This window comes from Microthrixaceae bacterium (genome assembly GCA_023957975.1).
Taxonomy (GTDB): Bacteria; Actinomycetota; Acidimicrobiia; order Acidimicrobiales; family Microtrichaceae; genus JAMLGM01.
Genome location: JAMLGM010000003.1, coordinates 137,140 through 149,274 on the forward strand (window position 1 = coordinate 137,140; position 12,135 = coordinate 149,274).

A 12,135-nucleotide genomic window follows, 5' to 3' on the forward strand; every position below is an offset into this window, starting at 1 on the left:
GGGTTGCGTTTCTGACACATCGTCAGGGGCGGTGTACCGTGGGCGCACAATTGACTTCGTGAAGCTCATGGGGGATGCGTCAGATGACGACCAACGCACAGATTCGAATCGGCGGCGATCTCGTCGACGGGGAACTCGGCAGCTACGAGATCATCAATCCGGCCACCGAGGAAGTGGTCGGGTTGGCCCCGCAGGCGTCGGTGCAACAGAACCTCGACGCGACCGCCGCCGCCGCCGAGGCGTTCGGGTCGTGGTCGCAGACGAAGCCGGAGTACCGGGCCGAACTGCTGAACAAGGCCGCCGACCTGTGGGATGCGAAGTCGAAGGAACTCGTTCCGATCGTGCAGGCCGAGACCGGTGCCACGGTGCGCACGGTCAAGATGATGCAGTACAGCCAGGTGTCGGCTCGTCTGCGTCGCTATGCCCGCGCCGCGCTCGACCCGACCATCACCCCGATCGAGCCGGTGATCATGCCGACCACGCCGCTCGCCCCCGGCGGCATCATCTCGGCAGCGGTCAACCGTGCGCCGGTAGGTGTGGTGAGTTGTCTCGCCTCGTACAACGTTCCGGGCACGAACATGGCCGGCAAGATCGCTCCGGCGCTGGCGATGGGAAACACCGTCGTCATGAAGCCGGCACCTCAGGACCCGCTCGGGGTGTTCGCGCTCGCCGAAACACTCATCGAGGCGGGCTTTCCCCCGGGCGTCGTCAACGTCACGACCGGAACCGATATCGCCGCCTCCGAAGCACTCGTGAGCTCTCGGCACGTCGACATGGTGAGTTTCACCGGGTCGACGGGCGTGGGGCGTCGCATCGGCGAGGTTGCAGGCGGCGACATGAAGCGCCTGTTGTTGGAACTCGGCGGTAAGGGTGCGTGCATCGTCTATGACGACGCCGATCTCAAGGCCGCCATCGGCGGTATTGCCTCGGTGTGGGGCTTCCACTCGGGACAGATCTGCACCTCGCCGACCCGGGTGATCGTCCAACGCGGCGTGTACGAGAAGCTGGTCGGCGGGCTGACCGCGGCAGCCCAGCACATGAAGGTGGGCGACCCGCTCGACAAGGAGACCGTCGTCGGACCGGTCATCACCGCAGCGCATCGCGAGCGGGTGATGGGCTACATCCAATCGGCGCGCGACGAAGGTGCGACGATCGCCGTCGGCGGCGACTCACCCCAGGTCGAGACCGGGTTCTACGTCAACCCGACGCTCATCACCGACGCCACCGCGCAGATGACGGCGGTTCGCGAGGAGATCTTCGGCCCCGTCGTGGCCGTCGTACCCTTCGACGACGACGACGAGGCGATCGCCATTGCCAACGATTCGGACTTCGGGCTCTACAGCTACATCTTCAGCTCCGACACGGGCCGGGCGTTCAACGTCGCCAAGCGCTTGCGCTCGGGCAACGTCGGCATCAACTCGCTGCAGCGCAACCATGAGGCGCCCTTCGGCGGTTTCAAGCAGTCCGGTGTCGGTCGCGACGGCGGTGTCTACGGCATGTACGCCTACTCGGAGATGCAGTCGATCGTCTGGCCGGGCTGAGGTCGCGTTCGAGGCGGCGTCGCGGCGTTCGCTGCCGTCGCCGCCCGTACGTCGTAGCGGTGAGTGTCAGGCGGGGAGCAGATCCCGTTGGTGTCTCAACCCTTGAGGCCCGGGTGTCGGCGGCGCAGGATCGGCAGCAAGACGCGGCGCGGGGTGATCGCGGCGGTGTGCGCACTGATGCGGTTGGGGAGGCCGGGAATGACGACGCCACGGCCGGCATCGAGCGCGGCGACCGCCTGACGGGCAACATCGCTGGCTGGCACCCACATGAACTTCGGCAACGACGAGTCGACGTCGTCGAGGTCGAAACCGGCGGTGTCGCCGAACTCGGTGGCGACCGGCCCCGGACACAGTGCCGTGACCGTGACGCCTGAGCCGACGAGCTCTTCGCCCACCGCCTGGGAGTACGACAACACGAACGCCTTGCTCGCCGCGTAGCCGGCTTGCCCGGGGATCGGCTGAAACGCGGCCGTGGAAGCGACGTTGAGCACCGCGCCCCGGCCGCGGCGGACCATGTCGGGGATGGTGAGGCTGCACAGATGCACGACCGCCTCGACGTCGGTGCGAACCATCGCCAACTCGCGGTCGGGGTCGCACTCCGCCACGGCACCCACCGTGGAGAGCCCCGCGTTGTTCACGAGAATGTCGACGGCGAGCCCACGGTCGGCGAGGGTGGTCAGGATTGCCGACCGTGAATCCGGATCGGTGAGATCCGCGGCGACCACCTCGGCGCGGATGCCGTGTCGGTCGGTGAGGTCGGTGGCGAGGGAGCGCAGGCGATCCTCGCGCCGGGCCACGAGGGTGACCCCGTGGCCGCGACCTGCGAGCTCACGGGCGAGCTCGACACCGATGCCGCTCGATGCCCCGGTGACGATCGCGGTCGAAGTGGCACTAGGTGCTGGCAGCGTCATAGGCGCGACCCTACGCCCTACCCGCTGTCGACGACGGGTCGATTCAGGTTCTGCCGGGAGGGGTGGCAGGGTCGCCGTCATTCGGAAACAACGATCGGTCGTCGCGGCGGAGGGCATCCCAACGGTGGAGGTCCCGAAGGGCGACGCTGAGGCCATGGAGCCACAGGTCCGCCTGTTCACGGCTCGGCAACTCAAAACGGGCGGTCGACGAATCGGCGAATTCCACACAGAGGGTTTCATTGCGCAGCTTCGGGTGCGGCCGAAAGGCGCGGGTCACCTCGTCGATCGGTCGGGTGATCGGCGCGGCGGATCCGAGATCGCTGGTGAACTTATGGCGCGGCGTAAACACGACCTGACGGTTCGTTACGACCGTGTGCACGAGTCCGCTGTCGGGTAGGGCGGATGCTCGATTGCGCCATCGCTCGAGAGGGAGTCGACGCGCCTTCGACACGACGAGGACGTCCTCGCCCGCATCGCTCAATTCCATGAGCACGTCGTCAATCGTTGTCATAGCGATTCTTCGGTCGGACGGCCCAAAACCTGTAGGGCGAGATGCTCACGCACGGGTTGTCGATCGCGCCGCAATAGCGTGGAGTCATGAGGCGTCGCCCCAAGGTTCTCTTCGTGCTGTGTTGGGTTGGGCTCGTTGTGGCGGGAACTGCGTTCTGGTGGGAGGCGACCAGGGAGGTCGATACCGTTGCGGTGCGTGACGGGTCGCCCGAGATCACGAGCTATGGCTCGGACGGGTCGGGCAACTGGGAATGCGGCCCGTATCGGGGGGAGGGCGAGACCCCGACGTGGGCCGTTTCGGCCGAACCGGGCATCGAAGAGGCGGTAGCAGCGGTCGCGAACGCACGGATCGCCCCGGTCATCGGCCGCGGGTTCCTGGCGGAACCGGGAACGATCACCTTCGGCGGTGGTAGCTGCGGCGTCGGCATTCGACTCGCAGGCGCGCAGCATCACGGGTGGATGCAGGTCTACGACGGCGAGGACGGTGACTGGCGCTTTGGCGGGATATCGGCGGGGCGCACTGCGTTCGGCGATGGCTCCATGCCCTGGGCCGCCGAGATCACCTCCACCGTCTCGAGCTCCACGATTTCCGTACTGCCCCCGGTCTCCGCCATCCAGGGGGTCGAGGTTGCCCCTGGTGAGATGCTCGTGTGGTTTGCCCAGTCGCGTTCGGTCGCTTCGCTGACCGCCGATCCGGAGGCCTCTGAGGCTGACGGCGCAAGGTGGACCGGAGTCCTCCCCGACGGGCGGAACCCCGGTGAGGACGCGTGGTTGCTCATCACGTGGGTCGACGACGTCGGCGCTCTGGTCGGTTTCGAGATGGTGCCACAGCCGGTGAACTGAAACGCGTTCTAGGCGGTGTCGTAACATGGTCTTCTCCACAAACAGCTCTTTGGGGGTCTGATGAAAGCGCTCGTCTTCGACGGCAAGACCGCAACAGTTCGCAACGACGTCACCATCCGCGGTGTGCGTCCGGGGGAGGTGCGGGTACGCATCGCCGCCGCAGGGCTCTGCCATAGCGACGTGTCGGTGTTGAACGGGACGATTCAGTTCCCTCCGCCGGTCGTGTTGGGCCACGAGGGCGCAGGCGAGGTCATCGAGGTCGCCCCCGATGTGACCAACGTTGCCGTCGGCGACCACGTCGTCATGTCGACCCTCGGAAACTGCGGCCAGTGCGCCCAGTGCGACCGTGGAAAGCCGACGTTTTGTCGGGCAACCTTCGGCAAGCTCAACCGCCCCTATCTCATCGGTGAGGGCGAGGACGCCAAGAAGGGCTTCCAGTTCGCCAACCTCGGGGTGTTCGCCGAAGAGACCGTCATCAAGGCAACCCAGGCCGTGCGCATCCCCAACGACGTACCGCTCACCACAGCGTGTCTCATCGGCTGCGGCGTGCTCACCGGCGTCGGCGCAGCGTTCAACCGAGCGCAGGTCGCTCAGGGCGAGTCGGCGGTCGTGATCGGCGTCGGCGGCATCGGGCTCAACGCCCTGCAGGGTGCCGCCCTCAGCGGTGCGCTCCCGGTGATCGCGGTCGACACCAACCCGGGCAAGGAAGCGTTTGCCAGGCAGTTCGGCGCGACGCATTTCATCTGCCCCGACGGACCAGACTTCGACCTGGTCGCCGCGGTGAAGGAAATCTGCCCGAACGGCGTCGACCATGTCTTCGAGTGCGTCGGGTCGACGGCGCTCATCAAGACCTCGACCGAACTGCTCGATTGGGGTGGCAAGCTCGTCATGTTGGGCGTGCCGAAGATGGGCTCCGAGGCGAGCTTCGTCGTCAACACCATGTACAACGACAAGACGATCATGGGGTGTCGCTACGGTTCGGCTCGACCCCAATACGACATTCCGCTCATGGTGCGGCTCTACGAGGCCGGTCGTCTCAAGCTCGACGAACTCGTGAGTGCCACCTATCCGATCGAGGACTTCCAAAAGGCGCTCGACGAGTTGCACGAGGGCAAGTTGGCCCGTGGCGTGCTGACGATGGGCTGAGTGGTCATGGCGATCTCAGAACACGTGCTCGCCACCGCGGCCAAGGTCTCCAACTGGGGGCGTTGGGGTGATGACGACGAACTCGGGTGTGGCAACCTCCTGACCCCCGAGGCCGCCCAGCGCGGGGCGGCGTGCGTGCGGACCGGTAAGCGGTTCAGTCTCGCGGTCGACCTGCGAAACGACGGCATCCAGGTTGGCCAGCCGGCCGGCCGCTACAACCCGATCCTCACGTTCACCTCGATGAACGAGCGCGACAAGATGGCGCCGGGCATTTGGGAGGGATGCGACGATCTCGTGATGATGTCGACGTGTGCGGCCACCCACATCGATGCCCTCAGCCATATCTCCTACGACGACCTCCTCTACAACAACCGGCCCAAGCGTTCGATCGGTGCTCACAACGGGGCGACGTGGTGCGGGGCCGAGAAGCTGCCGTCGGTCGTGACGCGAGGCATCCTGTTGGACGTCGCGAAGCTCCACGGCTCGGATCGGGTCGATCATGGCCACGCGGTGACCGCGGAAGATCTCGACCGAGCGCTCGAGGCGACGGGGCTGAGCATCGAACCGGGTGACGCCATCTGTGTGCGCACCGGCGACCTGAAGTGGTATTTCGAGGGGGACCGACGCCGCTACGCCGTGGGCAAGGACTGGCGAACGGTCGGCTTCGGGTTCAGTTGTGTCGAGTGGATGGCCGATCACGACGTCGCCGGCGCGTTCATCGATTCGTACACCTACGAGGTCATGCCGCCCGAGTCGGGCAACTGGGACGACCTGTTGTGTGTCCACATGGTGCAGTTGCGCGACATGGGTCTGTTGCAGGGTCAGAACTGGAATTTCGAAAGCCTGGCCGAGGACTGTGCCGAAGACGGGGTCTACGAGTTTCTGCTGGTCGCAGCACCCGAGCCGTTCGTCGGAGCCACCTCGGCGCCGGTCGTGCCGATCGCCACCAAGTAACGGCTCGCGCCGGTGGCGCGCGTCGCCATCACATTTCTTTCGCTTTCCAACCGGGGTCCAGGGTGCAAGGCTTTTGCGCATGCACGGCTACGCCGACGAACTCCTCGCTCCAACTCCGAAGCAACGGCGACGCGCGGTTCTCGGGGCGGTGGCGATCGCGGCACTCCTGACTTCGGGCCTCGGCGCGCTGGCGACCCTGTCCGATCCGGGCGATCCGGTCGTCGGCTCAGCGGGGCACCAGACCGCCGTCGACGCTGAATACCTGACCGGTGATGTAGGAGCCAGCATCCGACGCGAGCAGTAGGGCCGTCGGCACGACCTCGTCGGCCGATGCAATGCGATTGAGCAGTGTGGAAGCTCCCATCGCCTGTTGAAACTCGATTGGGTTTGCTCGCACCATGTCGGTGTCGATCGGTCCGGGGGCGATGGCGTTGACGCGGATGTTCTTGGGGGCGAACGCTCCTGCGAGCGACTTGGTGAAACTCACCATGGCGGCCTTGCCGGCCGAGTAGAGCGCGAGGTGTTCAGAGAACAAGAACGCTCCGGCCGAAACCATGTTGATCACAGCGCCGTGTCCCGACGCCTCAAGATGCGGGAGTGCGTACTGGGTGAGAAACACCGGCCCGCGGACGTTGACGTCGAACGACTTCTGGTACGCATCGGCGGTGAAGTGGCCGGCCGGTTGAGCGAGCGCGTTCGCGGCGTTGTTCACCACGATATCGAGGCGTCCGAACTGATCGATGGTGACATCGACGAGGTTCTGCAACGCGTTCAGGTCGCCCATGTGCGCGGGGACTCCGAGCACGTCGCCGCCGAGGGATTCGAGGTGTTCCTGCGCGGCGGCACAGGCGTCGGCCTTGCGACTCGACACCACCACCCGGGCGCCAGCCAACAGAAACCCCTCGGCGATGGCGAGGCCGATGCCGCGGGTTCCTCCCGTGACGATGGCCACACGTCCCGTCAGGTCGAACATCGAACCAAAGGTTTCGCGATCCATGGCCGCTCACTCTATGCCGCCCCTCAGGCTTGTTCTCCGATAACCAGTGGTCGTGATCACGACCACTGGTTATCGGAGAACAAGCGGGGGCGCGGAACTGGCGGGGCTAAGCTGACGATCCGTCAGATCGCATTCAGCGCCGCCGATCGTTCGCGGCGAGAGGGGGAGCCATGTTGACCGGAACCACGTTGTGGCAGCTCATCAACGATCGGGTTGAGGCGACTCCCGACGCGCTGCTCGTCGTCGACGAGGACGGCCGGACCATGACCTTCGCCGAGTATGCCGTGGCGTCCGAGCGGGCCGCCGCAGGACTCGCGGCGCTCGGCGTCGGGGAAGGCTCGGTGGTGACCTGGCAATTGCCCACGTGGATCGAGTCGATGGTGCTCGTCGCCGCGCTCAGCCGCCTCGGCGCCACCCAGAACCCGGTGTTGCCGATCTACCGCGAGCGCGAGGTCGGGTTCTGCACCAAGCAGGCCGGCGCTGATCTCATCGTCGTCCCCTCGGAATGGAAGGGGTTCAACTACCAACAGATGGCCACCGAGATCGTGAACGCCAATGGCCATGGTGCCGTGCTGGTGGCCGACAAGCGGTTGCCCGACGGCGATCCGTCGACACTGGCGCCGCTGGCCGACACCGACAGCGACCCGGTCCGGTGGCTCTTTTACACCTCCGGCACGACATCGGATCCGAAGGGTGCCCGCCACACTGATGCATCGGTCGCCGCGGTGGCGGCGTCGATGGGGCGGCGGATGAACGTCACCGCAGAGGATCGAAGCGCCGTCGTGTTCCCGTTCACCCACATCGGAGGCATCACCTGGTTGTTCTGCGCCCTGCAGTTCGGCCACAGCCTCATCATGATGGAGACGTTCCACCCGACCGAGACCGCCGAGGTGCTCAGCCGCGAGAACGTGACCCTCGCGGGCTCCGGAACCCCGTTCCACATGGCCTACCTCGCCGCCCAGAAGGCATCGTCGACGCCGATCTTTCCGAACGTTCGGGCCTTCCCAGGCGGTGGCGCCCCGAAGCCGCCGCAACTCGTCACCGATATTCGTGAAGCCTTCGGCGCCCCGGTGCTGTCGGGATACGGCCTCACCGAATGCCCGATCCTGACGATGGCGTCGATCGACGACAGCGACGCCGAACTCGCGATCTCGGAGGGCAAGCCGATGCCCGGAGTTGAAATCAAGCTCGTGAAAACCGACGGGACCATCGCCGGACCCGGCGAGGACGGCGAGATCCGCGCAAAGGCTCCTCAGCTCATGAAGGGGTACCTCGACGAGTCGTTGAACGTCGATGGGTTTGACGAGGAGGGCTACTTCCGCACCGGCGACCTCGGCCGTTTCGACGATCACGGCAACGTCATCATTACGGGCCGGCTCAAGGACATCATCATCCGCAAGGGCGAGAACATCTCGGCCAAAGAACTCGAGGACATGCTGTTCACGCATCCCAAGGTTGCGGACGTCGCGGTGATCGGGCTTCCCGATGCGGCATCGGGGGAGCGGGCCTGCGCGGTGATTCAGACCGCCGATGGCCAAAGCGACATCACCTTCGACGAACTCGTTGAATTCATGCTGGCGGAGGGATTGATGAAGCAGAAGCTGCCCGAGCAACTCGAGATCGTCGACGTGATCCCCCGCAATGCGTCGGGCAAGATCCTCAAACAGAACCTCCAGGCGCAGTACAGCAAGGCCTAAAGGGCGCGACCCTGCCGTTGGCGTCACAGCAACGAACGCCGCGGCGAACAGGGCGAAAACGGCAACGAGGGCCGGTCCAGGTGGACCGACCCTCGTCTTGCTCGAACGGCGTTGCGCCGTCCGTCGGCTCGCTCAGATCGCGCCTGCGACGGAGCTGAAGTTGTTGGCGGCCTTACGGCCGAGGGTCGTCACGGCAGCGATGCAGACCACGGCGATGAGCGCCACGAGGAGTGCGTACTCCACGAGGGAGGCGCCCCGCTCGGTCTTGGTCTTCGCAACGAGGTAGGCGGAGATGAATTCGAAGCTGGTCAACATGTCGGATATTCCTTGCTTGGGGTTGTGGTGCTTTCCTGGGTCGCCATGTCGATCGTGCCCGTAGGGATCATCGTTCTCAGGCTCGCAAGTTGTATCGGGGTGGCAGTGGACGTTCTTGAGGTTCTTGAACGGGTTACTCGGGTGATTTGGTCCGTTGGCCCACAAACCGACGTCCGGGCTGGTCCGAGGGGCCTACCGCGCTCGGGTCGCTCACCCACGCCTGACACGCGTAGAATCTGACGGCTCGTCAGATTCAGCCGAATCACTCGTTACAACCCGGAGGGAACCATGGGCTTGCTCGAAGGCAAGGTCGCAATCGTCACCGGTGCCGGTCACGGCATCGGCCGTGGGCATGCGCTGGAGCTTGCCAAGCACGGGGCCAAGGTCGTCGTCAATGACCTGGGGGTCTCGGTCACCGGCGACGGCGGCGGTAAGGACGCCGACCTGACGGTCGACATCATCAAAGCTCGCGGAGGCGAGGCCGTCGGCAACTACGAAAACGTGGCCGACTTCGAAGGTGCCGGACGCATGATCCAACAGGCGATCGACACGTACGGTCGCCTCGACATCCTGGTCAACAACGCCGGCATCGTGCGCGACTCCACCATCGTCAAGATGAGCGAGGCCGATTTCGACGCGGTGTTCAACGTGCACGTCAAGGGAACCTGGGGTCCCGCCAAGCACGCCGCCGAATACTGGACTGCGCAATTCAAAGAGACGGGCAAACCGACCGGTGGCCGCATCATCAACACGACCTCGGGCGCTGGGCTCACCGGCAATTTCGGCCAGAGCAACTACGCCTCTGCCAAAGCCGCGATCGCCTCGATGACCCAGACCCTCAGCCTCGAGCTCTTCAAGGCCGGCGTGACGGTCAACTGTGTTGGCCCAGCGGCAGCGACCCGCATCACGGGCACCATGCCCGGCGCCCCGAAGGTCATCGAACCCGACGAGGTGCCCGAGGACGAGTGGAACCGGATGGACCCGGCCGTAAGTTCTCCGCTGGTGGCCTGGCTGGCCTCCGACGAGGCGGATCACGTCACCGGTCAGGTCATCCGAGCGGTCGCCGAGAACATCATCTTGATGAAGGGCTGGAGCGACGGCCCGACCATCAACAACGGCTCGAAGCGTTGGGACGCCACCAAGCTGGGTGCCCAGCTGGCCACCGACGTGTTCTTCACCCGAGCCCCCGGACTGCGGTACTAGGGGCGAGCCCTGAGTTCCGCGCCGACCAACGCAGCGGTCGTCGCCGACGCGCTGCGCGCACTTGGGGTGCAGCGTCACTACGGCGCGATCGGCGTGGGGGGGGGCGCGCAACTCTGTCGAGCGTCTCCCCCCCCCACGCCGATCTCGCGCTCCTGTGCGCTGATGCCGACGGCAGGATCGGCACCGGTTGGGGTGCGGCGCTGCTGGATCAGCAGCTCTTGCATCTGTCCTCGCAGCCCGGAGGAACCGCTCGCCCGCGGGTGGTCACCGGTGTCGAGGAACTCGTACACCTACTCGTCGAAGCCGAACTCGACCGAACCCCGCGCACGTTGGCCTTCGCGCTCGATTTCGATCTCGACGCCCCGGCCCCGACCGACGCGGACTTTCGAGGCCGCCCCGACGGCGGTGTCGCGTCCACCCTGTCGCCGTCCCTCGAAGGCCTCGACATCGTGGTGGTCGTCGGGCCGGGCGTCAGCCGAGAGGGGCGTGAGACGATCAGTGAGTTCGCGGCCCGCGGTGGCTTCGGTGTATTCAACACCTTTGGCGCCAAGGGAGTGTTTCGCTGGGACTCACCGTTTCACTTCGGCACGATCGGGTTGCAGGCCCGCGATGTCGAACTCGCCGGACTCCGAGACGTCGACCTGATCATCGCGAGCGGGCTCGACCCGGACGAGTTCGACGCGACACAACTCGTGGGTCGAGCGCCGGTCGTCGACATCGCGGCGTGGCAACTTCCGCTGGCGCTCGCCGACTGGCCACGCAAACACCGGCAGGTTTCACAACGGCCTCCGCTGTACGGACTGCTCGCGTCGGTCGTGCAGCCGCTCTATGAAAGAGAGGGCGCTCCGATCTCGCCGGCGCGAGCGGCGCTTCACCTGTCAGGGGCCGCTCCGGACGGTGGGGTCGTGGTCGCGGACGCAGGGATGGCGGGGTTCTGGATCGCACGAGCCTTCCCGACCGGCATCGAAAACTCGGTGGTTGTCCCAGCGCTCGACCAACCGGGGTTCGCCGCCGCAGCAGCATTCGTCGCGGGGCTGGCTCAACGACCGTGCGTCGCGGTCATCGATGGCCCACCAGACGATTCGACCCTGATGGTGCTCGAGGCGGCGGCGCGACACCAAGTGCCGGTTCAGGTGCAGGCCTGGGTTGACGGTGACACCTCGGTCGACGAGCACCTGTCGTTGACGCAGCGGGCCTTCGGTTCGGACGAGCCGCACCTCGATGTGGTTGGCGTCGATGGATCGGCGACCGAGTTGCTGCTCGATGTGGCTGGGGAGATCACCGCGTGGGGGGCGGGATCGGGAAGTTGAACGCTGATCTCCGGTCGGGAAATTGTGCGAGTTTCCTCGAAATCATCCGATGAAGATGCGGAGGTGTTAGAACAGGTTCTCATTTTGGGGACGAACGGGGGACGGGAGGTGTCGTGTCGCTGACGAAGCCACAACAGGACAGGCGTGAGCGAATGTTGAACGTCGCCTCGCGGTTGGCGCGCGAGGGCGGCTACGACGCGGTGCAGATGCGTGCGGTGGCCAACGAAGCCGACGTCGCGCTCGGGACGCTGTATCGGTACTTCCCTTCTAAGGAACATCTGCTCGTCTCAGCCATGCTTCGTCAGATCGAGTCGCTGCACGAGCGGTTGGCGGTGAAGCCGCCGCAAGGACTAGCGGCGATGGAACGCCTCGTCGACGTGTTGCGTCGCGCGAACGGAGCGTTGCAACGTCAGCAGCAATTCACCGTCGCCGTGGTGCGGGCGCTGGTGTCGGGCGATGAGTTGGTGGCTCCCGTCGTGCGCGACGTGCGCGACCTGATGGGCGGCATCATCCTGTCGGCACTTGAGACCCCCGACTCCTCGGAGCCGTCGGTGCCCACGCAGCGAGCGCTGCTCGTCACCGAGATTCTCCAAGAGGTCTGGTTGTCGTCGCTGGTGGCATGGATCAGCGGAGTCGAGCCGGCGTCGTCGGTGGACCGTAAGCTTGAGGCAGCAGTGCATCTGCTGTTCGGGGAGGCGTAGTAGGACC

At 65.7% G+C, this 12,135-nt stretch carries 12 protein-coding genes; 8 read left to right on the forward strand and 4 right to left on the reverse strand.

All coding sequences use genetic code 11. From position 1 onward, the window contains the following. Positions 1–83: 83 nt before the first annotated feature. Positions 84–1,541 (forward strand): aldehyde dehydrogenase family protein, encoded by a 1,458-nt coding sequence (locus M9952_05605; GenBank protein MCO5312398.1) that lies wholly within the window; start codon positions 84–86, stop codon positions 1,539–1,541. 95 nt (positions 1,542–1,636) lie between these two features. Here M9952_05605 and M9952_05610 read toward each other — a convergent pair whose 3' ends face one another. Together M9952_05610 and M9952_05615 are read right to left on the reverse strand one after the other, a co-directional pair. Continuing rightward, positions 1,637–2,452, reverse strand: coding sequence for an SDR family oxidoreductase (locus M9952_05610; GenBank protein ID MCO5312399.1), 816 nt, complete (start codon positions 2,450–2,452; stop codon positions 1,637–1,639). A 43-nt stretch (positions 2,453–2,495) separates the two neighbouring features. Next, the gene (locus tag M9952_05615) at positions 2,496–2,963 is read right to left on the reverse strand and encodes a hypothetical protein (protein ID MCO5312400.1); all 468 of its coding nucleotides are present in this window, start codon (positions 2,961–2,963) and stop codon (positions 2,496–2,498) included. Positions 2,964–3,049: 86 nt separating this feature from the next. Between M9952_05615 and M9952_05620 the strand changes: the two genes are divergently transcribed. From M9952_05620 to M9952_05630, 3 genes are read left to right on the forward strand one after another with little or no spacing between them, the layout of a single operon-like run. Beyond that, positions 3,050–3,805: a hypothetical protein gene (locus tag M9952_05620; GenBank protein MCO5312401.1), complete on the forward strand. Its 756-nt coding sequence runs from the start codon at positions 3,050–3,052 to the stop codon at positions 3,803–3,805. 60 nt (positions 3,806–3,865) lie between these two features. Continuing rightward, the gene (locus M9952_05625; GenBank protein MCO5312402.1) at positions 3,866–4,951 is read left to right on the forward strand and encodes a Zn-dependent alcohol dehydrogenase; all 1,086 of its coding nucleotides are present in this window, start codon (positions 3,866–3,868) and stop codon (positions 4,949–4,951) included. A gap of 6 nt (positions 4,952–4,957) precedes the next feature. After that, positions 4,958–5,905 (forward strand): cyclase family protein, encoded by a 948-nt coding sequence (locus M9952_05630; protein ID MCO5312403.1) that lies wholly within the window; start codon positions 4,958–4,960, stop codon positions 5,903–5,905. A gap of 226 nt (positions 5,906–6,131) precedes the next feature. Here M9952_05630 and M9952_05635 read toward each other — a convergent pair whose 3' ends face one another. Next, entirely contained in the window at positions 6,132–6,902 is a 771-nt protein-coding gene (locus M9952_05635) for a glucose 1-dehydrogenase (protein MCO5312404.1), read from the reverse strand. 170 nt (positions 6,903–7,072) lie between these two features. Here M9952_05635 and M9952_05640 point away from each other — a divergent pair, with 170 nt between their 5' ends. Continuing rightward, complete coding sequence (locus M9952_05640; GenBank protein ID MCO5312405.1) at positions 7,073–8,599, forward strand: AMP-binding protein; 1,527 nt, start codon at positions 7,073–7,075, stop codon at positions 8,597–8,599. 132 nt (positions 8,600–8,731) lie between these two features. Here the strand turns inward: M9952_05640 and M9952_05645 are convergent, their stop codons facing one another. After that, the gene (locus M9952_05645; GenBank protein MCO5312406.1) at positions 8,732–8,914 is read right to left on the reverse strand and encodes a Flp family type IVb pilin; all 183 of its coding nucleotides are present in this window, start codon (positions 8,912–8,914) and stop codon (positions 8,732–8,734) included. A gap of 288 nt (positions 8,915–9,202) precedes the next feature. Between M9952_05645 and M9952_05650 the strand changes: the two genes are divergently transcribed. The 3 genes from M9952_05650 (at position 9,203) to M9952_05660 (ending at position 12,128) form a co-directional block, all read left to right on the forward strand. Further along, positions 9,203–10,117: an SDR family NAD(P)-dependent oxidoreductase gene (locus M9952_05650; GenBank protein MCO5312407.1), complete on the forward strand. Its 915-nt coding sequence runs from the start codon at positions 9,203–9,205 to the stop codon at positions 10,115–10,117. Positions 10,118–10,377: 260 nt separating this feature from the next. After that, positions 10,378–11,427: a hypothetical protein gene (locus tag M9952_05655; protein MCO5312408.1), complete on the forward strand. Its 1,050-nt coding sequence runs from the start codon at positions 10,378–10,380 to the stop codon at positions 11,425–11,427. A gap of 152 nt (positions 11,428–11,579) precedes the next feature. Beyond that, entirely contained in the window at positions 11,580–12,128 is a 549-nt protein-coding gene (locus tag M9952_05660; protein MCO5312409.1) for a TetR family transcriptional regulator, read from the forward strand. Positions 12,129–12,135 lie beyond the last annotated feature (7 nt).

Excerpts from the sequence above, each read along its gene's own strand:
- M9952_05605 (MCO5312398.1), top strand. The coding sequence starts at position 84 with ATGACGACCAACGCACAGATTCGAATCGGCGGCGATCTCGTCGACGGG.
- M9952_05610 (MCO5312399.1), bottom strand. The coding sequence starts at position 2,452 with ATGACGCTGCCAGCACCTAGTGCCACTTCGACCGCGATCGTCACCGGG.
- M9952_05615 (MCO5312400.1), bottom strand. The coding sequence starts at position 2,963 with ATGACAACGATTGACGACGTGCTCATGGAATTGAGCGATGCGGGCGAG.
- M9952_05620 (MCO5312401.1), top strand. The coding sequence starts at position 3,050 with ATGAGGCGTCGCCCCAAGGTTCTCTTCGTGCTGTGTTGGGTTGGGCTC.
- M9952_05625 (MCO5312402.1), top strand. The coding sequence starts at position 3,866 with ATGAAAGCGCTCGTCTTCGACGGCAAGACCGCAACAGTTCGCAACGAC.
- M9952_05630 (MCO5312403.1), top strand. The coding sequence starts at position 4,958 with ATGGCGATCTCAGAACACGTGCTCGCCACCGCGGCCAAGGTCTCCAAC.
- M9952_05635 (MCO5312404.1), bottom strand. The coding sequence starts at position 6,902 with ATGGATCGCGAAACCTTTGGTTCGATGTTCGACCTGACGGGACGTGTG.
- M9952_05640 (MCO5312405.1), top strand. The coding sequence starts at position 7,073 with ATGTTGACCGGAACCACGTTGTGGCAGCTCATCAACGATCGGGTTGAG.
- M9952_05645 (MCO5312406.1), bottom strand. The coding sequence starts at position 8,914 with ATGTTGACCAGCTTCGAATTCATCTCCGCCTACCTCGTTGCGAAGACC.
- M9952_05650 (MCO5312407.1), top strand. The coding sequence starts at position 9,203 with ATGGGCTTGCTCGAAGGCAAGGTCGCAATCGTCACCGGTGCCGGTCAC.
- M9952_05660 (MCO5312409.1), top strand. The coding sequence starts at position 11,580 with ATGTTGAACGTCGCCTCGCGGTTGGCGCGCGAGGGCGGCTACGACGCG.